The organism is Serratia sp. ID 25-353 (assembly GCF_054792795.1).
Window position 1 is genome coordinate 617,211 of sequence record NZ_CM139236.1, and the last position, 21,178, is coordinate 638,388.

Consider the following 21,178-nt stretch of genomic DNA (forward strand, 5'->3'; position numbering starts at 1 on the left):
TCCATGTTATGCACTTCACTTTGTGCCGATAAGGGGCGTTTGCATCGGTGCAGATAGTGCATTTGCAGGCTACTTGCCGTTCCTGGTGGCCGGCCCGCCGGTAAACAGCCCGCGCTCTCTGGCCCAGACGATGGCTTCGCTGCGGCTGTGCACGCCAAGTTTGGAATAGACCGTCGCGACATGATTGCGAATGGTGTTGAGCGCCAGATTGAGACGCGCCGCGATTTTCTTGTCCGGCAGCCCCTCGCAAATCAATTCCAGCACATCGCGCTCGCGCGGCGTGAGATCGCTGGCGTTAAATCCGGTCTGATCGGGCCGGTTGATGCTTTTCACGTTGGCCAGTTTTTCAATCAAGGTTTGGCTGAACCAGGACGCGTCCTGCATCACTTCTTCGATGGCGCTCACCAGTTCCAGCTCCGAGCGTTTGCGTTCGGTAATGTCCATGAGCACCAGCAGGTAACAGGGCGCATTGTGAATGCTGACGGCATCCGCCGAGGCCACGCAGTCGATCGACTCGCTCCCTTTCTTGCGCACCCGGATGTCCAGCCCTTCGACGTTACCGCTTTTTTCCAGCGCGGCAAACAAACGGCGGTTCGCCTCGGGATCGTCAATAAATTGGATCTCATCGACCGTCTTGCCGATCAAGGCTTCGGCGTCGTACTCGGTGGTGCGGGTGAAGGCTTCGTTGACGTCCAGCACGCGCCGCTCGTGCGCCGTACACAACAACGTCGGCACCGGGCTCAGGCGAAATGCCTTGGCGAACCGCTCTTCACTTTCCCGCAGCGCCGATTCCGCCTGGCGCCGGGGTTCGAGATCGGTAAAAGTGAACAGCATGCAGTCGTCTTCATTGAAGTCCAGCGGTTGGCCGGCAACCACCACCAGCTTGCTTCCTCCGCCGGGCAGTTTCAGCTCGGCCTCCATCTGCGGAATGGTGGCGCCTTCCCCCAGGCGCTGAATCGCCAGCTCTTTGTGCTCCGCCTGTTCTAAAACGTCGAGTTCATAAACCGAACGCCCCATGACCTGTTCACGCTGGTAACCGGTCATATCGAGGAACCCCTGATTGACCTTGACATAACGCAGGTCGCTTAGCCGACAAATGACCGCCGGTGCCGGATTGGCGTTGAAGGTTTTTTCAAAGCGCTGTTCGGCGCTGGCCCACTCCGTCGCGTCGCTCAGGATCAGCGCCAGCAGCTCCGGCTGCCCCTGCGCATCGGTGATAATCAGGCTCCGCAAGCGGTGTACCCAGAAACTCTCCGGATCGTCGACCTGCCGAACTTCCACCACCACATCGGTGAAGGTCTCGCCATCGGCAACCCGGTTCAGCGGGTACTGTTCCAGCGCCAGCGGGTGATTGTTGCGATAGCGCAGGGCAAACCGCGCCGCGTACTCGGCGGCATTGGCCCCCAGGGCTTTCTGGTGGCTCACGCCATGCATGGCCAACGCGGCTTCGTTGGCCCAGAGCAGCGTTTGATCGGTATCCGTCAGGATCACGCCGTCGGACAAGCCGGAGATGATTTGCTGCAGGTGGCCGCGGTGGGTTTCGCTGGCCAGGACGGATGGGTTCATGTGCTCTCCGCTAGACAGAAGGGGGAGCGGCCTCTGACGGGGCCGCGGGTTACGCTACTCGCTGAGCAGCTTAGTGCATAACGTGCGTATTCGCAGGGTGTGAATGCACTAGTCATTCTGGCGCAAATGAACCGGGACGGCCGACGACGCCGCGCGGCAGACTGGATTTGTCTGCGCGGTTATCCGCCGTGTGTGCAATCACTTGTCCAGAAAATATAAGGAACAACGATGACCACTGTCTATGAATCAAATCGCTTTGCGTTTCAGGTGTCATGGGGCTCGATATTGGCCGGGAGTGCCGTGGCGCTGGTGACTTATCTGATCTTCAGCGTGCTGGGTACGGCTATCGGTGCCCAGGCCGTGGATATGATGCAAAAGGGCAACCCGCTGAGCGGCTTTGGCACCGGCACCGGGATTTGGCTGCTGGTTTCAACGCTGGCGTCGCTGGCCGCCGGCGCGTTCGTCGCCGGCCGCACCGCGCCGAACCGCGGCGGTTTGCATGGATTGCTGAGCTGGGCGATCACCACCTTGTTGACCACCTGGCTGGTAGCTTCATTGGCTAGCGGCGTGGTGGGGCTGGCGGGCAGCGCGGTGGGTAAAGGGATTTCGCTGGCGGGCAACGGCCTAGCGGCGGCAGCGCCAAACGTGGGCGAAGGCATCAAGCAACAGCTGGATAAAAAGGGCATCAGCCTCGACTGGGGAAGCCTGGAAAATCAGTTGAACGCCACGCTCAAGCAGACCGGTAAGCCGGAACTGGATCCGGCTCGATTAGAACAGAAGGCCGACAGGGCGACCGCCGATGGCAAGCAATCGGCCATGGACGCGGCTGCCGATCCGGCACAGGCCGCCTCCGAGCTCAAACAGTGGTTCGACCGTGTCAAGCAGTCCGGTGAGCCGACGTTGAGCGTCGCCGACAAGGATGCGTTGGTGAATATCGTTGCGGCACGCACCGGCAAGAGCCGCGATGAAGCGAGCCAAATCGTCGATAACTACGCTCAGGCTTACCAGCAGGCGGTGCAGAAAGTGGAAAAACTCAAGGCCGAGGCCGAGCAGAAAGCGCGTGAAGCGGCCGATGAAGCGGCCAAACAGCTGTCGCGTGCCGCGTGGGGGTCGCTGTTGGTGCTGCTGTTGGGCGCCGCGCTGAGCGCTGGCGTGGGGCGGATTGCCGAATCAACCCGCCGCACTGTCGCGGTGAGTTGAGATGAAAAAAAACCTGTCGTGCATCTCGCTGAATTATCGAAAAGTAGTCGGGGCCTCTGCTCCCGTGCTCGTCATCGATTTTTGCAACGAGAATAATGAGCGCTATACCCTGCGCTACAACCTGCCGCCGGATACCCCGGAACGCACCGAGCGGCGGGTGTCTTTGCTGCTGTATCTGTTGCGCAAGCACAGGTCCGCAGAGATCGACAACCTGGCTGATTGATCAGCCCGTGAATGAAAAGCCCGGCTTTGCGCGCCGGGCTTTTTGCCGTGCTTTGGCAATAAAGCACTGCGTAAGCAGACAGGGCACTCTTACGAGAAAAGGGGAGGCGGTTCACCAGGGCATAAGTGGCGCTCCAATTGGCATGGAGGGAATAGGGCATTGAACAAGGTTTGTTGAAACGTCGATTCTTTACTGTGCGGGAAAAGATAAAAAAGAAACTCTCAATGACGATCTACGATTATCGGGCCCGAGGTTAAGGTCTTGCGCTTATCCACCGTATCTTCCTTCGCCACCGTTCATACTTTTTCGTATTAGGCCCAATAATTTTATCAGCCGGCCAAACAATAAAATACGATTTAATTTGCGATGATGAAATTCCTATTCAGCCATGTCTGTGGGGTGTAAAAAAACACGTTAAGATAAAACAATTAACAAAAAGTGTGATTCACCCTGGTGATGTAAATGCATCTTTGACGGAAGCATTTTATGTTGACTGTTTTTGTTCTGCGCATTTTTCGCGGGTGGATTGATATAACATGATCATTTTCAGTTATTTAAGTAATGGCTTTTCCTATGCCGCGAAAATGGCGTTGTCAGGGTGAACTTTTTTAGGATTAATCTTAATGACTTGATTGGGTTGGTTAACGATTTTAATGAAAAGGACACGATTTTTATAAAAGCAAGGAGCGCATATGGACTATCGAAAAGATATTCTCTTACAGGTGTTAGAGTATATGGAGAAGAATATTATAGAGGGGCTATCCGTTGAGAAAGTGTCCATTATCTCAGGGTACTCCAAATGGCATTTGCAACGGTTATTTAAGCATTATTTTGGCATGACGCTCGGGACTTATATCAGGCACAGAAAGCTGAGCCGATCCGCAATCTTGCTTAAACAACACCAAGGGAACATATTGGATGTCGCCCTGGCATCGGGCTTTGCCTCTCAGCAATGTTACACGCGGGCATTCAAACGTTTCTTTGGCGAAACGCCCAACAGCTTTAGAAACAGCCGGGGATGGGATTTTTCCATCCAGATCCCACCGTATGGCAATGACAAGAAACCCTATTTTTATCACACGGTCATGCCGGATGATATCGAGTTATTAAAACAGTACAAAGCATTGATTTTCCATTCCATAAGAAAATGCAGAGATGCCGGTGACATTACGCAGACTAATGAGAAATGGTTAAGCAAGCATGGAAAGGTTTATAGCGCGGAAAAAAACAGATCGGGAAAATGGCATTCAAACGGTAAGGAACAAGAAGTTTTTCATTCTATCTTCAATTTCTACATACCCAGAGGGAAATATATTGTCATCCCTTTTATGGGAGAGCTGCCTGAGTACATTGATTTTTTTGCAGGCATTTATGATGCCTATTTGCCGGCTATTAATGTCAAAGTGAGAGAAAGCTTTTTTATCGAGCTATATAGAAACGAACATTTAAATAGTCGAGTCGTCAATGTCGACATACTTATTCCTGTGGCGTAGCGTTGAGAAAAGGAGATGTCATGAGTGTAGAGAAATCCCCCGATTCGATGAATGAACGTCATTACGCTTTATGTATGCTACCTTTAACGTTGTCTGTGCCTGGCAGAGTGAACGCGGCCGGTTTAGGCTGGCAGGTCATTCAATTAACAATGGCATTAACGCTCTTTATGTTTTCAGGAAATGCGATGGCAAATAATCGGGAGCATCAGCAAATAGCGTTAGTCGGCACCTGGACCCATATTCCGGATGCGCCGGCCGTGCAGAAACCGGCGTACCCCAGTGAAGGGCTCTATCATCTGGCGGTAAATGGCGACGGCACGTTAACGCTGCTCAATGTGATTAAGATGAAAAGCCCGTCATGGATCGTCACATCCCGCGATGGCCGTTTTGCCTATGCCACCAATGAGGAGGACGCGGGAACGGTGACCGCCTTGGCGATAGACCAGGCTGGCAGCCTGCGGGTGCTGAATACGGTGAGCAGCGCGGGTCGGCAGCCGACGCATGCCACCCTCAGCCCGGACGGCAAGTTTCTGTTGGTCGCCAACTATTCCGTCGCCAAAGGCGGCGCGGGGGTGACGGTATTGCCGATTGGCAGCGACGGCAGGCTGGGTGAACGCGTACAGCATTATCCGTTTACGCCCGGCTCCGGCATCGTGCAGGGGCGCCAGGAAGGCGGGCATGCGCACTCCACCACCTTCAGCCGCGATGGCCAATACCTGTACGCGGCGGACCTCGGCGGCGATAAGCTGCACGCCTACCGCTATCGTTCGGATAACGCGCAGCCGTTGCAGGCGGATGCTTCGCGCGATGTCGCCTTTGCGCCCGGCGCCGGCCCAAGGCACATGGTGTTCTCGCCGGCAGGCGACTATGCCTATGTCATCACCGAAATGGCGGGCGAGATCGAGGCGTTTGCCGTTAACGACAATCGATTGACGCGGCAAGGGAAAGTGAAACTGAACGGCGGCCTCGATTCGGCGGAGGCGAAAAGCGGTGGGGCCATTATCCTGAGCCCGAGCGGCAGATATCTTATTGCCACCCATCGCGGCACCGATAACCACCTGCTGGTATTAAAAATAGGCAGGGACGGTCTGCCAGGCGTGCCGACGCGCTATGAGGCCGGCGGCATTGAGCCGCGTGCGCTCGCTTTCGATGCCGGTGGTAACCATCTCTATGTGACGAATGTATTCACCAATAGCGTGACGCTGTTCGATTTCGATGATGAAAAGGGTGAGTTGCAGGCCAGAGGGCAGGCGGCGACGATTTCAACGCCGACGGATATTAAGTTTTTTAATTAATGCCAATTATAACGCGTGGGGGAAATCGGGTCTGAACAGGGGAAAGAGTGATCGCAGGTGCGGAGGATGGGGAATGGCTGGATTAGAAAGAATGGTGTCCCCGACTGGAATCGAACCAGTAACTAGCCCTTAGGAGGGGCTTGTTATATCCGTTTAACTACGGGGACGCTGCGGGCCGGCAACCGACGCTGCCGGGGCATTATACCTTTTTTTACCCGCAGAATAAGCGCTTAGCGGCGCGTTTGCTCAATACCTCGCCAGTTCACGCCGAAATTTCCTCGGCTAACCGACGGCGATCACGGTTTTTCCCCGCCGTGGCGCCGCTTTTCCTCTTGCCGATGCGCGGCCTGGTTTTTGGCGCTCAAATCGTTGCGGATCTGCGCGTGGCTGATCAGCGCAAAGATAAAGGTGCCGCCGATGATGTTGCCCGCCAGCGTCGGCAGGGCGAACGGGTAAATGAATTCTGACCAGCCAATCGCGCCGTTGAACACCAGATACAGGATCTCGACCGAGCCGACCACGATATGGGTCAAATCGCAAATCGCCACCAGGTAGGTCATCAGCACGATCACCCAAATTTTCGCCGCGCCGGCGGCCGGGATCATCCACACCATGGTGGCGATGATCCAGCCGGCCAGGATGCCGTTGGCGAACATCTCTCCCGGCGTATGGCGCATCACCTCTTCGCCCAGGCTGATGAAGGCGCCGCGCGTTTCGGCGTCGAACAGCGGCATATGGGTAAACGCCAGCGCCGCCAGTCCGGTGCCGATCAGGTTGCCGAGCAGCACCACGCCCCACAGGCGCAGCAGGATCAGCAGGTTGCGCGGGGTGGGTTTATGCATGATTGGCAATACCGCCGTGACGGTGTTTTCGGTAAACAACTGCTGGCGCGCCATGATGACAATGATGAAACCGAAGGTGTAGCCGAGGTTCTCGATGAAAAAGCGGCTGGGATCGTCCGGCAAACGGGCGTGGAAAATGCCTTTTGCCGCCAGCGAGGCGCCCATCGACAGACCGGCGGCGATCGCCGACCACAGCAGCGCCAGCCCGTCGCGCTCCAGCTCTTTTTCGCCTTCCATCCGGATCTGTTCATGCACCGCCGCCGCGCGCGACGGCAAATTCTCTTCCCTGACTTCGATTTCTCGCTTGCCCTGTTCCTGTTCTTTGCTCTCTACCTGCATTGTTTCATCCGGCTCGTGTTCCTGGCGTTGCTGTTCGCTCATGCTGTCGCTCCTGCTCAATAAGGGTGAGTTCACGTTATTAAGCGTAGTTGCCCGACCTAAATGCGGCGAAATACAGAAAAAGGTAACAAGAGTTAAAATCCGCCGATTTTTTCCACGCATTCTTGATCCTGCTCGCCATATTGGCCCGTCGGCGCGCCCGCCGCGGGCTGCGTGCGGGGAAAGGCTTATGCTATGATTCGCTATCCCAAAGAAAAATATGAGTTCCCCGATGCTGGAAGCCAAAAGTCTGAGTTGCGTGCGCGATGAACGCATCCTGTTTAGCGAGCTAAGCTTTTCAGTTCATCCGGGCGATATCATTCAGGTAGAAGGGCCGAACGGCGCGGGCAAAACCAGTTTACTGCGCATTCTCGCCGGCCTGGCGCGGCCGGACGGCGGCGAGGTCTGCTGGCGGGGGCGCAACACGCTGCGCGATCGTGCGGGTTACCAGCAAGATTTGCTGTTTATCGGCCATCAGCCCGGCATCAAAGCCGTATTGACGCCCTTCGAAAACCTGCAGTTTTATCAGGCGGTGCGCGGCACAACCGAGCATCAGGCCATCTGGCGCGCCCTGGAGCAGGTGGGGCTGGTGGGTTACGAGGATCTGCCGGTGGCGCAGCTTTCCGCCGGGCAGCAGCGGCGCGTGGCGCTGGCGCGGCTGTGGCTCAGCGCGGCGCCGCTGTGGATCCTCGATGAGCCGCTGACGGCGATCGACAAGCAGGGCGTAGCCGAGTTGATTAGCCTTTTTGAACAACATGCGCAGCGGGGCGGCATGGTATTGTTGACCACCCATCAGGATTTGGCCGGTGTCAGCCAAACGGTGGGTAAAGTTCGTTTGGCGGAACATGACGCGGGGAGCCTGTGATGTTTTTGACCCTGGTGCGCCGTGAACTGAAGATCGCCTGCCGTAAAGGTTCGGAGATCGTCAACCCGCTGTGGTTTTTCCTGATTGTGATCACGCTGTTCCCGTTGGGGATTGGCCCGGAGCCGCAGCTGCTGGCGCGGATTGCGCCGGGCATCGTGTGGGTGGCGGCGCTGCTGGCCTCGCTGCTGTCGCTGGAGCGGCTGTTTCGCGACGATTTCCTCGACGGCTCGCTGGAGCAGCTGTTGCTGCTGCCGACGCCGCTGCCGATGACGGTGCTGGGCAAAGTGTGTGCTCACTGGGTCGTGACGGGGCTGCCGCTGCTGATCCTGTCGCCGCTGGTGGCGTTGCTGCTGTCGCTCGATATGCAGACCTGGCTGGCGGTGGCGGGGACGCTGCTGCTCGGCACGCCGACGCTGAGCCTGATCGGCGCTATCGGCGTGGGGCTGACCGTCGGCCTGCGCAAAGGGGGCGTGCTGCTCAGCCTGCTGGTGTTGCCGCTGTATATCCCGGTGCTGATCTTCGCCACCGGCGCGATCGACGCCGCCTCGATGGGCATGCCGATCGACGGTTACCTGGCGATACTCGGCGCGATGCTGGCGGGCAGCGTGACATTGGCGCCGTTTGCCACCGCGGCGGCGCTGCGAGTGAGCGTGCACTAGCTAACTGATTGAATGAACAGACGGGGCAAGGCCGACAAGAGCGTACCCCGCAGAAGATTTTCGCCGTTTCGATCGCTCGGGGCGGCCGACGCATAAAAATTACCGTGAGCACTGACGACAATGTGGAAATGGTTACATCAACTGGCGCGGCCTGAACGGCTGTATCACGTCTGCGGCCGCTTTATCCCCTGGCTGGGGTTGGCGGCGGCGGCCTGCCTGCTGCTTGGCTGGGCATGGGGCTTTGGTTTCGCGCCGAAGGATTATCAGCAGGGCGATAGCTTCCGCATCATTTATATTCACGTGCCGGCGGCCATGTGGTCGATGGGTATCTACGCCTCGATGGCGGTGGCGGCGTTTATCGGCCTGGTGTGGCAGATGAAAATGTCCGATACCGTGGTGGCGGCGATGGCGCCGATCGGCGCGGTGTTCACCTTTATCGCGCTGGTGACCGGCTCCGCCTGGGGCAAGCCGATGTGGGGCACCTGGTGGGTGTGGGATGCGCGTCTGACCTCCGAGCTGGTGCTGCTGTTCCTTTATATGGGCGTCATCGCGCTGTACAACGCCTTTGAAGACCGCCGTCTGGCGGGCCGCGCCGCCGGGATTCTGGTGCTGGTGGGCGTGGTGAATATCCCGATCATCCATTTTTCGGTCGAATGGTGGAATACGCTGCATCAGGGCTCGACCAATATGCAGCAGTCTATCGCGCCAAGCATGCGCACCCCGCTGCGCTGGGCGATCCTTGGTTACCTGCTGCTGTTCGTCACGCTGACGCTGATGCGCCTGCGCAATCTGATCCTGTTCCAGGAGCGCCAGCGCCCGTGGGTCGCCGGGCTGGTGAATAAGGAGCGTCAGTCATGAATGCCGCGTTCGATTCCTGGTCGGCGTTTTTCGCCATGGGCGGTTACGCCTTCTATGTTTGGCTGGCGGTCGCCGCCACGCTGATTTCGCTGTTGGGGCTGGTGGCGCACACCGTCTGGCAACGGCGGCAGTTGCTCGCCGAGATCGGCCGCCGTCAGGCGCGCGAGCGGCGCATTCGCCATGCGCAACAATCAAAACAAAAATCCGCCGCACCGCGGGAGAAATCATTGTGAATCCACGTCGTAAAAGCCGCCTTTATCTGGCGATCGTTGTGCTGATCGGTATCGCGCTGACCGCGACCCTGATGCTGTACGCGCTGCGCTCCAACATCGATCTGTTCTATACCCCGGGTGAAATCCTGCAGGGCAAGGGCGAAAATCATGAGAAACCCGAGGTCGGCCAGCGGCTGCGCATCGGCGGCATGGTGATGCCGGGCTCGGTGAAACGCGATCCCAATACGCTGCAGGTCAGCTTCAAGATTTACGACGCGCGCGGCGCGATCGGCGTGACCTACACCGGCATTCTGCCGGACCTGTTCCGCGAAGGGCAGGGCGTGGTGGCACAGGGCGTGCTGGGTGAGGGCAACGTGGTCAATGCGCGCGAAGTGCTGGCCAAACACGATGAAAAATACACGCCGCCTGAAGTGGCAGACGCAATGAAAGAGAACCACAAAGGCCCGGCGGAAGCGTATAACGCGCCGCAGGCGGAGGGCACCAAGTCATGATGCCGGAACTGGGCAGTTTTCTGCTGTGCCTGGCGTTGGCGATCGCGCTGCTGCTGAGCATTTACCCGCAGTGGGGCGCGGCGCGGCAAGACAGCCGCATGATGGCGGTAGCCCGCCCGCTGACCTACGGCATGTTCGCCGCGATTGCGCTGGCGTTCCTGTGCCTGGTGCACGCCTTCGTGGTCAACGATTTTACCGTCGCCTACGTGGCCACCAACTCCAATACCCAACTGCCAGTGTATTACCGTATCGCCGCCACCTGGGGGGCGCATGAAGGTTCGCTGCTGCTGTGGGTACTGCTGCTGAGTTGTTGGTCGCTGGCGGTGGCGTTGTGCAGCCGGGCGATGCCGCAGGATGCGGTGGCGCGGGTGCTGTCGGTGATGGGGATGATCACCGCCGGTTTCCTGTTGTTCATCATCATGACCTCCAATCCGTTCACCCGCACGCTGCCGAATTTCCCGATCGACGGCAGCGATCTCAACCCGCTGCTGCAGGATATCGGCCTGATCTTCCACCCGCCGCTGCTGTATATGGGCTATGTCGGTTTCTCGGTCGCCTTCGCCTTCGCCATCGCCTCGCTGATGGCCGGCCGGCTCGACACCGCCTGGGCGCGCTGGTCACGCCCGTGGACTACCGCCGCCTGGGTGTTCCTCACGCTCGGTATCGTGCTCGGATCGGCCTGGGCCTACTATGAGCTGGGCTGGGGCGGCTGGTGGTTCTGGGATCCGGTGGAGAATGCCTCCTTTATGCCGTGGTTGGCCGGCACCGCGCTGATGCATTCGCTGGCGGTGACCGAAAAACGCGGCACGTTCAAAGCCTGGACGGTGTTGCTGGCGATCACCGCCTTCTCGCTGTGCCTGCTGGGCACCTTCCTGGTGCGCTCCGGCGTGCTGGTCTCGGTGCACTCCTTCGCCTCCGATCCGGCGCGTGGCATGTTCATCCTCGCCTATCTGGTGATCGTGATCGGCGGTTCGCTGCTGCTGTACGCGGTCAAGGGCGGCCAGGTGCGCAGCCGGGTGCAGCACGAGACCTTCTCGCGCGAGACCTTCCTGTTGGGCAACAACGTGCTGCTGATCGCCGCCATGATGGTGGTGCTGTTGGGCACGCTGCTGCCATTGGTGCACAAACAGCTGGGGCTGGGCAGCATCTCGATTGGCGAGCCGTTCTTCAACACCATGTTCACCTGGCTGATGGCGCCGCTGGCGCTGCTGTTGGGCATCGGGCCGCTGGTGCGCTGGCGCCGCGATGAGCCGGGCAAGCTGTGGCGGCGCCTTGGCGTGGCGCTGCTGGCGACGCTGGTGTTGTCAATCCTGCTGCCGTGGCTGCTGCAGGACAGCATCGCCGGCATGACGGTGGTGGGCCTGATCATGGCGCTGTGGGTGATCATCCTGACGCTGATGGAGCTGCATGAGCGCGCCACCCACCGTCACGGTTTCTGGCGCGGGCTGCGCCAGCTGTCCCGCAGCCACTGGGGCATGGTACTCGGCCACCTCGGCGTGGCGGTGACGGTGATCGGCATCGCCTTCAGCCAGAACTACAGCGTGGAACGCGACGTGCGGATGAAGGCCGGCGACAGCGTGGATATCCACAACTATCACTTCGTGTTCCGCGACGTGCACGACATTCGCGGTCCGAACTACAGCGGCGGCGTCGGCATCATCGACGTCACGCGCAACGGCAAGCCGGAGGCGACGCTGCACGCGGAAAAACGCTACTACAGCGTGGCGCGCAGCATGATGACCGAAGCGGCGATCGACGGCGGTTTCAGCCGCGATCTGTACGCGGCGCTGGGCGAGGAGCTGGAGGACGGTTCCTGGGCGGTACGCCTGTATTACAAACCCTTCGTGCGCTGGATTTGGTTCGGCGGCGTCTTTATGGCGATCGGCGGCCTGCTGTGCATCCTCGACCCGCGTTACCGCATGAGCAAAAAACTCAAGCGCGAAGGCAAGCTGGAGGCGCAACCATGAATCGTAAGCTGCTGTTTATCCCGTTGGTCCTCTTCCTGCTGCTGGTGGCGGCACTGATGGTGCAACTGACGCGCAACGCCGGCGGTGAAGATCCGACCATGCTGGAATCGGCGCTGATCGGCAAACCGGTGCCGACCTTCAGGCTGGAATCGCTGGATCAGCCCGGCAAAACTTACGATCAGGCGGTGCTGCGCGACGGCAAGCCGATATTGCTCAACGTCTGGGCCACCTGGTGCCCGACCTGCCGCGCGGAACACCAGTACCTTAATACGCTGGCGGCGCGCGGCGTGCGGGTGGTCGGCCTGAACTATAAAGACGACCGCGCCAAGGCGGTGACCTGGCTGAATTCCCTCGGCAATCCCTATGCCCTCAGCCTGTACGACGGCGACGGCATGCTGGGGTTGGATCTTGGGGTGTACGGCGCGCCTGAGACCTTCCTTATCGACGGCCAGGGGATTATTCGCTATCGCCACGCCGGCGACATGAATGAGCGCGTCTGGCAGCAGGAAGTGCTGCCGCTGTATAAAAAGTACGGGGGTGAGGCATGAGGCTGATTGTCCTGCTGTGCGCCGCGCTGCTGAGCTGGAGCGCCGTCGCGGCGATCGATACCTATCGCTTCAACTCCGTCGAGCAGGAACAGCAGTATCGCGAGTTGACCGAACAGCTGCGCTGCCCGAAATGCCAAAACAACAGCATTGCCGATTCCAACGCCATCATCGCCGCCGACATGCGCACCAAGGTGTACGAGCTGATGATGCAGGGGCAAAGCAAGCAGCAGATCATCGATTACATGGTGGCGCGCTACGGCAACTTCGTCACCTACGAGCCGCCGGTAACGCCGGCGACGCTGATCTTGTGGATCGGCCCGCTGCTGTTCGTGCTGATTGGCGGGGCGGTAGTGATCCTGCGCGCCCGTCGGCGGCCCGACGCGGCGGTGGACGACGCATTCTCCGAACGGGAACGGCAGCGCCTGGCGGCGCTGTTGCAAGAGACTGACAGGAAGAAACCCTAATGGCTTTTTGGCTGATTATTTGCGTGTTGCTGGCCGGCGCCGCCGCGTTGCTGGTGGTGCCGGCGATGCGCCACGGCAAGCAGAGCGCCGCCACGCGCGATGCGTTGAACAAGGCTTTTTATCAGGATCGCCTCAGCGAGCTGGAGCAGGACGAGCAGCAGGGCGTGGTGGCCGAGCGCCCGGAGCTGGTCAAAGAGCTGCAACAGAACCTGTTGAACGACATTCCCGTCGAGCAGGCGGTGCAGGCGCAGCCGATCAACCGCTGGGCGCTGGTGCCGGGCGTGCTGTTATTGCTGGCGGTGACCGTTGGCTTTTATCTGAAAACCGGCGGGTTGGCGCAGGTGCTGGACTGGCGTCTGGCGCAGGCGCAAATGCCGGAATTGCGCGAGCGCGTCGCCAATGAGCGCGCCAAACCGCTGAGCATGGAAGAGATCGCCCGTCTCGGGCTGGGGCTGCGCACCGCGCTGCAGCAGGACGATCGCAACATCAACGACTGGATGATGCTGGGGCGGGTTGGCATGGCGCTGAACAACGCTACCACCGCCACGCAGGCGTTTGCCCATGCTTATCAATTGGATCCGAATAGTCTGGAAGTGCGGCTCGGCTATGCCGAGGTCTTGACGCGCTCCAACGATCCGGAGGATAACAAGCGGGCGACGCAGCTGTTGCGGCGCATGATCGCAGAAAATCACGGCGATCCGCGGGTGCTGAGCCTGCTGGCGTTCAATGCCTTCGAACAGGGCGACTTCAAGCAGGCGATCGGCGCCTGGCAGGTGATGCTGCAGCTGCTGCCGGCCAACGATCCGCGCGCGGAAGTGATAAAGCGCAGCATTGCACAAGCAAAAGCCCAGGCCGGCGGAGAAACTGTTAAACTGAATGTGACCGTTTCGCTGTCACCGCAGGCGGCGAAAGCCCTGCCGCCGCAGGGGACGCTGGTCATCTCGGTTACCGACGGCGCCAGCCCGGTACCGGTGGCGGTAAAACAATTGCCGCTGAGCCGTTTTCCGCTGTCTTTCTCTCTGGATGACAGCAACGCCATGATGCCCGAGCGTCTACTCTCGGCGCAGCATCAGGTGCAGGTGCGTGTGCGCCTCTCACAGGACGGATTGGCCACGCCGCAGCCGGGAGACTGGTTCGGCGAAAGCTCGCTGCAGACATTCAGCGGTAAAGAGCAGGTTAGCGTTCAGATAAACAAGCAGGTCCCTGAAAAATAAGACCGAACGTGTTTTTATGGAGAAAAATATGAACTTTCGCCTGACTGGGGTGGCATTCGCAACGGTATTACTGGTGGGCTGTGCCAGCGCGCCAGACAACGATCCGCAAGGGCGTTCCGATCCTCTGGAAGGATTTAACCGGACGATGTTCGACTTCAACTACAACGTCCTGGATCCTTATATCCTGCGCCCGGTCGCGGTGGCCTGGCGCGACTACGTGCCGATGCCGGCGCGTAACGGCATCAGCAACTTCACCTCCAACCTGGAAGAGCCGGCCAGCATGGTCAACGCCTTCCTGAAGGGCGACCCTTACCGCGGGATGATCCACTTCAACCGTTTCTTCCTGAACACCCTGCTCGGGATGGGCGGCCTGATCGACGTGGCCGGCATGGCCAACCCGAAACTGGCGCGCGAAGAACCGAACCGCTTCGGCAGCACGCTGGGCCATTACGATGTGGGTTACGGCCCGTACGTGATGCTGCCGGGCTACGGCAGCTTCACGCTGCGTGACGAAGGCGGCGATTTTGCGGATACGCTGTATCCGATGCTGAGCTACCTGACCTTCTGGATGTCGGCGGGCAAATGGGTGGTCGAGGGAATCGAAACCCGTGCCCAGCTGCTGGATTCCGACGGCCTGCTGCGCAACTCCTCCGATCCTTATATCATGGTGCGCGAGGCTTACTTCCAGCGCCACGATTTCATCGCCAACGGCGGCTCGCTCAAGCCGGAAGAGAATCCGAACGCCAAGGCGATCCAGGGCGAGCTGGACGAGATCGACTCGCAGTAATCACGGGCGTTACGCCAATGAAAACCCGCCGTCAGGCGGGTTTTTTTTATGTCGGCGGCAAGCGACGGGCAAAAAAAAAGCGCCCCACGGGGCGCTTTGGCTTCTTTCTCAAGCGAGATTAGAAGCGGTAGTTGAAGTTGGCGCCGTACAGCCAGGCTTTACCTTCAGAGTTAAAGGTGTAAGGGCCTTCTTTGATGGTGACTTTCTGGCCGTGCATGTAGGAAATGCCGACATCAACCGACGCGTCTTTGTTGAACGCGTAAGAGGTACCTGCGCTGATCCAGAAGCGATCCTGATCCGGAATGGAGATGGAACGGTTCTGTGCCGGCACCGGGCTGTCATCGAAGGCGACACCGCCGCGGAAGGTCCAGTTGTCGTCGTAGAAGTAGGTGGTACCCAGCGCGATGCGGTAAGCGTCTTTGAAGCCTTCATGCTTTTCGAACAGCGTCTGGCCGTTGTTGCCGGTGGCTCTCAGCTCCTGGAACTGGCTCCAGCTGGTGTACGCCAGGCTGTAGTGGATGGCCCACTGCGGCGCAACTTTGTTGTAGCCGGACAGTTCCCACATCTCTGGCAGGTTCAGATCCAGAGAGCCGGGGATGGTGCTGCCGTTGGTGCCCAAAGGCAGGCCGAGGGAACCCAGAATTGGGTTATAGGCCGATGGCAGGCTGCTTTTGTAATCGCCGTCAAACTTGATTTTGACTTCGGAGCGATAGGTGAAACCGTAGCGGTTATTTTCGTCCACTTCGTACAGGATGCCGGCGTTCCAGCCGTAACCCCATTTATCGCCTTTCAGATGCGAAATTTGGGTATCAGCCGGGATCTGTGATACCGGGCCGGCTAGCTGCGGCGGTAATTGGCCAGAACCTGCGATCAGCTTCGGCAATTCACCGGCGTAGCGTTCCAGTTTGGCTTTGGCGTACACCGCATCGAAGCCCAGACCGAAGCTGAAGTGTTGGTTCAGACGGTAGGCGCCGCTCAGGTTGAGGTTAACGGTAGTCAGATCGGTCTTGCCGCCGTAAGCGCCGGCGGTATAGCCGTCGTTGAATTCGGTCGCCAGACCGTAGTTGCTGGTGACCGAGCCGCCTACGGCGAACTGATCGTTAATCGGGTGAACATAATGCAGGTTCGGCACCCAGGCGACAGGGGCGATATTTTTTGAGTCCAGGCTGGCACCGGAAGGCGATTTACCGGTGATGTCAACGTCTGGGTCGATGAAGACTGCGCCGATGGAGAGTTCCGGGCGGGTATACATCATCAACAATGCCGGGTTGCGGCTCGCCGAGGCCGCCGTATCCGCCATGGCGCCTTCGCCAGAATACGAACGTCCTAAACCAGCTGATGAGAACTCATTCAGCTGGAATCCTGCGGCAGACACGTTTGAAGAAATAATTGCCACTGCAGCTGCGAGAGCTGATTTAGTCAATAGGTTTTTCTGGCTCATGACCAAAACCTCATTATGTGTTTATTATTTAAACTATTGTTACACGAGGTAACAAGGAGCGCGGGATTGTAGGGTCCGTTATCGTTCAGACAAATCAGACCAGTGGCTGAAGTATAGGTCTGACCTGTGAAAATGTTGCAAGTTTGTTTTTGAAATATTTCCAATCTGATATCAAAAAAGAGATCTGCTTAACAAAAAGCCAGCGGTAAATAACAAAATTCTTACCATTCCTTAGCAGACGCTCATTTTTATTTGTGATTTCCATCACTTAAAACACCCAGTAAAAGTAAGTGCTAGTGATTGACGGCGTGGAAGCGTAAAATAACCGCAGAATTTTGTGGCTTTGTGCCGGTGAGTAAAACGGCAATTTGGGCTGATAACCGAGGCCCTTGAGGAGAACCAATCATGTCAGATGCAATTAATAAATGCAGCGCCCAGGAAACCGCCGCGTGTTGCTGTGTGGATGTCGGCACCGTGATGGATAACACCGATTGCACCGCGTCCTACAGCCAGGTGTTCAGCAATCAACAAGATGCGGAGGCGATGCTGGCCGCACTGAGCGAAAAGGCGCGCGCGGTAGAATCCGACCCTTGTGACATCAGCAGTAGCATTAAACCGGTTGACGGCGGCGTGCAGTTGGAGGCCGATTTCACCTTCGCCTGCCAGGCGGAAACCCTGATCTTCCAGCTCGGCCTGCGTTAATCCTCGCTTTATCCCCCGGTGCCGCCTGCTGCGCGCCGGGGATTGCTTTCCCCACACCCCCCCGATAGAAAGTGCGCCTGCTCGCAGTTTTGATCTCTGCCGGTTTGCCAAATGTAACCGTTTGGTTAACAATGACCTCATCAGGTCAGACCTCTTTCTGCCCATTGCGCTGACGTTATTTTCTTCAGGAGCATTTATGAGTAAGGCACTGCCTTTGGTGACCCGTCATGGTGACCGCATTGCGATTGTGGATGGACTGCGTACCCCCTTTGCCAAACAGGCGACTGCCTATCACGGCATTCCGGCGGTGGATTTAGGGAAAACGGCGGTGAGTGAGCTGTTGGCGCGCAGCGGCATCGATCCGCAGCTTATCGAACAGCTGGTGTTCGGCCAGGTGGTGCAAATGCCCGAAGCACCGAACATCGCGCGTGAAATCGTGCTCGGTACTGGCATGAGCGTCCATACCGACGCCTACAGCGTGTCGCGCGCCTGCGCCACCAGCTTCCAGGCGATTGCCAACGTGGCGGAGAGCATCATGGCCGGCAGCATCAGTATCGGCATTGCCGGCGGGGCGGACTCTTCTTCCGTCTTGCCGATCGGCGTCAGCAAAGCGTTGGCGCGCACGTTGGTGGACGTCAACAAGGCGCGCACGCTGTCGCAGCGTCTCAAGCTGTTCAGCCGGCTGAAATTCCGCGATCTGATGCCGGTGCCGCCGGCGGTGGCGGAGTATTCCACCGGCCTGCGCATGGGCGATACCGCCGAGCAGATGGCGAAGAGCCACGGCATCACCCGCGAGGCGCAGGATGCGCTGGCGCACCGTTCCCACGAGCTGGCGGCCAAGGCCTGGCAGCAGGGGTGGCTGCGCGATGAGGTGATGACCGCCTACGTGCCGCCTTACCGCGCGCAGCTTTCTGAAGACAACAACATCCGTAAAGATTCCAGCCTGGCCTCCTACGCCAAGCTGAAACCGGCGTTCGATCGCAAGCATGGCAGCGTCACCGCGGCCAACAGCACGCCGCTGACCGACGGTGCGGCGGCGGTATTGATGATGAGCGAATCGCGCGCCAAAGAACTGGGGTTGCAGCCGCTGGGCTATTTGCGCAGCTTCGCTTTCGCCGCTATTGACGTGTGGGAGGACATGCTGCTGGGGCCTTCCTACGCCACGCCGCTGGCGCTGGATCGCGCCGGCATCGGTCTGGCCGATCTGACGCTCATCGACATGCATGAAGCTTTCGCCGCGCAAACGCTGGCCAACCTGAAGATGTTCGCCAGCGAAGAGTTCGCCCGCGAGAAGCTTGGCCGCAGCCAGGCGATCGGCGAGGTGGACATGGACAAATTCAACGTCTTGGGCGGTTCCATCGCCTATGGCCATCCGTTCGCCGCCACCGGCGCGCGCATGATCACCCAGACGCTGCGTGAGCTGAAACGCCGCGGCGGCGGGCTGGGCCTGACCACCGCCTGCGCCGCCGGCGGATTAGGGGCCGCGATGATCGTGGAGGTGGAATGATGAGCTTTGAAAACGCATTGCATGAACAGCGCGCCAAACCGTCGGCCTTTCAGCTGACGATTCGCCCCGACAACATCGGCGTGATCACCATCGATGTGCCGGGCGATAAGGTCAATACGCTCAAGGCCGAGTTCGTCGAACAGGTAAACGATGTGCTGATCCGGGCGCAGCAGCATACCGCGCTGGAAGGGCTGGTGATCGTTTCCGGCAAGCCAGACTCGTTTATCGCCGGCGCCGACATCACTATGATTGCCGCCTGCACCAGTGCCAAAGAGGCGGAAACGCTGGCCAAGAAAGGGCAGAGCACGCTGGCGCAGATCGCCGCCTTCCCGGTGCCGGTGGTGGCTGCCATTCACGGCGCCTGCCTGGGCGGCGGCCTGGAATTGGCGCTGGCCTGCCACGGCCGCGTCTGTTCATTGGATGACAAAACCGCACTCGGTCTGCCGGAAGTGCAGCTGGGCCTGCTGCCGGGCTCCGGCGGTACGCAGCGCTTGCCGCGCCTGATCGGCGCCGCCAAGGCGCTGGACATGATCCTGACCGGCAAGCACATTCGCGCCCGCCAGGCGCTGCGCATGGGGCTGGTGGACGACGCCGTGCCGCAGTCGATCCTGTTGCAGACCGCCATCGAGCGGGTGAAACAAGGCTGGAAGCATCAGCGCGAGCTGCCGTGGCAGGATCGCCTGCTCAACGGCCCGCTGGGCAGAAGTCTGCTGTTCAGCATCGTGCGCAAGAAAACGTTGGCGAAAACCCACGGCAACTACCCGGCGGCGGAGCGCATCATTCAGGTGGTGCGCACCGGGTTGGATCACGGCAGCGCCAGTGGCTATGAGGCCGAAGCGCGCGCCTTTGGCGAACTGGCGATGACGCCGCAGTCGGCGGCGCTGCGCAGCCTGTTCTTCGCCTCCACCGCGCTGAAAAAAGAGCGGGGCGGTAATGCCAAGCCGCATGCCCTGCATCGCGTCGGCATTCTCGGTGGCGGTCTGATGGGCGGCGGGATCGCCTGCGTCACCGCAACGCGCGGCGGTTTGCCGGTTCGCATCAAAGACATTAATGAAACCGGCATCAATCACGCGCTTAAATACAGCTGGGACGTGCTCGGCAAACGGGTGCGCAGCAAGCGCATGCGCCCGGCGGAACGGCAAAAGCAGATGATGCTGATCTCCGGTTCTACCGATTACACCGGCTTTGAGCAGGTGGATATCGTGGTCGAGGCGGTGTTTGAAGATCTGGCGCTGAAGCAGAAGATGGTGGCTGAGGTTGAAGCGAACTGTGCGCCGCATACCGTGTTCGCTTCCAATACTTCCTCGTTGCCTATCGGTCATATCGCCGAACAGGCCCAGCGGCCGGAGCAGGTGATCGGCCTGCACTACTTCAGCCCGGTGGATAAAATGCCGCTGGTGGAAGTGATCCCGCACGCCGGCACCAGCGAAGAGACCATCGCGACCACCGTGGCGCTGGCGCACAAGCAGGGCAAGACCGCCATCGTGGTGGGCGACAGCGCCGGTTTTTATGTCAACCGCATCCTGGCGCCGTACATCAACGAAGCGGCGCGCTGCCTGCTGGAAGGTGAGCCGATTGAGTCGCTGGACAAGGCGCTGGTGGACTTCGGTTTCCCGGTCGGCCCCATCACTCTGCTGGATGAAGTGGGCATCGACGTCGGCACCAAAATCATTCCCGTGCTGGTCGAGGCGCTGGGGCCGCGTTTCGCCGCGCCGGCTGCGTTCGATGCGGTGCTGAAAGACGGGCGCAAAGGGCGCAAGAACGGCCGCGGCTTCTATCTCTACCCGAGCGAAGGGCAGCAGCGGCAGCGGCGCAAACGTGCGGATACCTCATTGTATACGCTGCTCGGCGTCACGCCGAAGGCGCACATGCTGCCGGCGACCGTCGCTCAGCGCTGCGTGATGATGATGCTGAACGAAGCGGCGCGCTGCCTGGATGAAGGCGTGATCCGCAGCGCGCGCGACGGGGATATCGGTGCGGTGTTCGGCATCGGCTTCCCGCCGTTCCTCGGCGGCCCGTTCCGCTATATGGACGAGCTCGGCGCCGAGAAAGTGGTGAAGACGCTGGACTACCTGCGTCAGCAGCACGGCGAGCATTTCGCCCCGTGCGAGCGCTTGCAGCGCATGGCGCAGCAGGGCGAGCGCTTTTACCCGCTGGGGAGCTGAACGCAGGGCGGCCCGATTTGCACTATAGTTGCAACAGGGCCGCGTTGTGATCGCCATCACTCCTTGCAACAGCGTCAGCCGGTGAGGCTGTACAGCAAGGCGCAGGCAGCGGTAAGTTAGCTTGACCGCCATCAATAAATTTCATGGCGGCAAGGTTAAAATTTAACCCGTTGAATTGATTGTTCTGTGAGCAACCGAGGTTTGCCAGGGGAGGGTTGCTGTAAAAAACAGCATTTTCTTTAGGCAAACTTTCAGGCAAAATGCCCGGCCGCCATAAAGA

General features: G+C 59.3%; 20 protein-coding genes and 1 tRNA gene. 17 read left to right on the forward strand and 4 right to left on the reverse strand.

All coding sequences use genetic code 11. The features are described 5' to 3' along the window. Nucleotides 1–69 precede the first annotated feature (69 nt). Entirely contained in the window at nucleotides 70–1,566 is a 1,497-nt protein-coding gene (locus ACYF6X_RS02900; RefSeq protein WP_130017809.1) for a helix-turn-helix transcriptional regulator, read from the reverse strand. A gap of 228 nt (nucleotides 1,567–1,794) precedes the next feature. On the opposite strand from ACYF6X_RS02900, the gene ACYF6X_RS02905 reads away from it, so the two are divergent. The 4 genes from ACYF6X_RS02905 (at nucleotide 1,795) to ACYF6X_RS02920 (ending at nucleotide 5,777) form a co-directional block, all read left to right on the forward strand. Next, nucleotides 1,795–2,766 (forward strand): YrzE family protein, encoded by a 972-nt coding sequence (locus tag ACYF6X_RS02905; RefSeq protein WP_130017810.1) that lies wholly within the window; start codon nucleotides 1,795–1,797, stop codon nucleotides 2,764–2,766. Nucleotide 2,767: 1 nt separating this feature from the next. Then, on the forward strand, nucleotides 2,768–2,989 hold the full coding sequence (locus tag ACYF6X_RS02910; protein ID WP_063988938.1) for a hypothetical protein: 222 nt from the start codon (nucleotides 2,768–2,770) through the stop codon (nucleotides 2,987–2,989). Between the two features lie 692 nt (nucleotides 2,990–3,681). Continuing rightward, entirely contained in the window at nucleotides 3,682–4,482 is an 801-nt protein-coding gene (locus ACYF6X_RS02915; protein ID WP_063988939.1) for a helix-turn-helix domain-containing protein, read from the forward strand. Nucleotides 4,483–4,502: 20 nt separating this feature from the next. After that, the gene (locus ACYF6X_RS02920; RefSeq protein WP_242512538.1) at nucleotides 4,503–5,777 is read left to right on the forward strand and encodes a lactonase family protein; all 1,275 of its coding nucleotides are present in this window, start codon (nucleotides 4,503–4,505) and stop codon (nucleotides 5,775–5,777) included. Nucleotides 5,778–5,869: 92 nt separating this feature from the next. On the opposite strand, the gene ACYF6X_RS02925 is transcribed toward ACYF6X_RS02920, so the two are convergent. Both ACYF6X_RS02925 and ACYF6X_RS02930 read right to left on the reverse strand, forming a co-directional pair. Then, nucleotides 5,870–5,944: transfer RNA gene (locus ACYF6X_RS02925), tRNA-Arg, on the reverse strand. Between the two features lie 129 nt (nucleotides 5,945–6,073). Continuing rightward, nucleotides 6,074–7,000, reverse strand: a complete 927-nt coding sequence (locus ACYF6X_RS02930; protein WP_130017811.1) for a formate/nitrite transporter family protein — start codon at nucleotides 6,998–7,000, stop codon at nucleotides 6,074–6,076. 229 nt (nucleotides 7,001–7,229) lie between these two features. Here ACYF6X_RS02930 and ccmA point away from each other — a divergent pair, with 229 nt between their 5' ends. The 10 genes from ccmA to mlaA all read left to right on the forward strand — a co-directional run bounded on the left by ccmA (nucleotide 7,230) and on the right by mlaA (nucleotide 15,083). After that, nucleotides 7,230–7,862 (forward strand): cytochrome c biogenesis heme-transporting ATPase CcmA, encoded by a 633-nt coding sequence (ccmA, locus tag ACYF6X_RS02935; RefSeq protein ID WP_130017812.1) that lies wholly within the window; start codon nucleotides 7,230–7,232, stop codon nucleotides 7,860–7,862. Beyond that, nucleotides 7,862–8,521, forward strand: coding sequence for a heme exporter protein CcmB (gene ccmB / locus ACYF6X_RS02940; protein WP_025303731.1), 660 nt, complete (start codon nucleotides 7,862–7,864; stop codon nucleotides 8,519–8,521). The genes ccmA and ccmB overlap by 1 nt, the downstream gene beginning before the upstream one ends. A gap of 120 nt (nucleotides 8,522–8,641) precedes the next feature. Next, complete coding sequence (locus tag ACYF6X_RS02945; protein WP_004936270.1) at nucleotides 8,642–9,379, forward strand: heme ABC transporter permease; 738 nt, start codon at nucleotides 8,642–8,644, stop codon at nucleotides 9,377–9,379. After that, complete coding sequence (gene ccmD / locus ACYF6X_RS02950; protein ID WP_004936267.1) at nucleotides 9,376–9,612, forward strand: heme exporter protein CcmD; 237 nt, start codon at nucleotides 9,376–9,378, stop codon at nucleotides 9,610–9,612. Before ACYF6X_RS02945 ends, ccmD begins: the two co-directional genes overlap by 4 nt. Continuing rightward, nucleotides 9,609–10,103, forward strand: a complete 495-nt coding sequence (ccmE, locus tag ACYF6X_RS02955; RefSeq protein ID WP_130017813.1) for a cytochrome c maturation protein CcmE — start codon at nucleotides 9,609–9,611, stop codon at nucleotides 10,101–10,103. The genes ccmD and ccmE overlap by 4 nt, the downstream gene beginning before the upstream one ends. Then, on the forward strand, nucleotides 10,100–12,070 hold the full coding sequence (locus ACYF6X_RS02960; RefSeq protein ID WP_130017814.1) for a heme lyase CcmF/NrfE family subunit: 1,971 nt from the start codon (nucleotides 10,100–10,102) through the stop codon (nucleotides 12,068–12,070). The genes ccmE and ACYF6X_RS02960 overlap by 4 nt, the downstream gene beginning before the upstream one ends. Then, on the forward strand, nucleotides 12,067–12,618 hold the full coding sequence (locus ACYF6X_RS02965; RefSeq protein ID WP_033653726.1) for a DsbE family thiol:disulfide interchange protein: 552 nt from the start codon (nucleotides 12,067–12,069) through the stop codon (nucleotides 12,616–12,618). The genes ACYF6X_RS02960 and ACYF6X_RS02965 overlap by 4 nt, the downstream gene beginning before the upstream one ends. Continuing rightward, a complete protein-coding gene (locus ACYF6X_RS02970) occupies nucleotides 12,615–13,082 on the forward strand; it encodes a cytochrome c-type biogenesis protein (protein WP_063988944.1) in 468 nt (155 codons plus the stop codon). The genes ACYF6X_RS02965 and ACYF6X_RS02970 overlap by 4 nt, the downstream gene beginning before the upstream one ends. Then, complete coding sequence (gene ccmI / locus ACYF6X_RS02975; RefSeq protein WP_130017815.1) at nucleotides 13,082–14,296, forward strand: c-type cytochrome biogenesis protein CcmI; 1,215 nt, start codon at nucleotides 13,082–13,084, stop codon at nucleotides 14,294–14,296. The genes ACYF6X_RS02970 and ccmI overlap by 1 nt, the downstream gene beginning before the upstream one ends. 28 nt (nucleotides 14,297–14,324) lie before the next feature. Further along, nucleotides 14,325–15,083: a phospholipid-binding lipoprotein MlaA gene (mlaA, locus tag ACYF6X_RS02980; RefSeq protein ID WP_021505590.1), complete on the forward strand. Its 759-nt coding sequence runs from the start codon at nucleotides 14,325–14,327 to the stop codon at nucleotides 15,081–15,083. Between the two features lie 118 nt (nucleotides 15,084–15,201). Here the strand turns inward: mlaA and fadL are convergent, their stop codons facing one another. Then, nucleotides 15,202–16,524, reverse strand: a complete 1,323-nt coding sequence (gene fadL / locus ACYF6X_RS02985; protein WP_063988947.1) for a long-chain fatty acid transporter FadL — start codon at nucleotides 16,522–16,524, stop codon at nucleotides 15,202–15,204. A 405-nt stretch (nucleotides 16,525–16,929) separates the two neighbouring features. On the opposite strand from fadL, the gene ACYF6X_RS02990 reads away from it, so the two are divergent. The 3 genes from ACYF6X_RS02990 to fadJ all read left to right on the forward strand — a co-directional run bounded on the left by ACYF6X_RS02990 (nucleotide 16,930) and on the right by fadJ (nucleotide 20,898). Further along, a complete protein-coding gene (locus tag ACYF6X_RS02990) occupies nucleotides 16,930–17,226 on the forward strand; it encodes a YfcZ/YiiS family protein (RefSeq protein WP_072145088.1) in 297 nt (98 codons plus the stop codon). A gap of 196 nt (nucleotides 17,227–17,422) precedes the next feature. Further along, the gene (fadI, locus tag ACYF6X_RS02995; RefSeq protein ID WP_063988948.1) at nucleotides 17,423–18,733 is read left to right on the forward strand and encodes an acetyl-CoA C-acyltransferase FadI; all 1,311 of its coding nucleotides are present in this window, start codon (nucleotides 17,423–17,425) and stop codon (nucleotides 18,731–18,733) included. Further along, nucleotides 18,733–20,898, forward strand: a complete 2,166-nt coding sequence (gene fadJ / locus ACYF6X_RS03000; protein ID WP_063988949.1) for a fatty acid oxidation complex subunit alpha FadJ — start codon at nucleotides 18,733–18,735, stop codon at nucleotides 20,896–20,898. The genes fadI and fadJ overlap by 1 nt, the downstream gene beginning before the upstream one ends. Nucleotides 20,899–21,178: the final 280 nt, after the last annotated feature.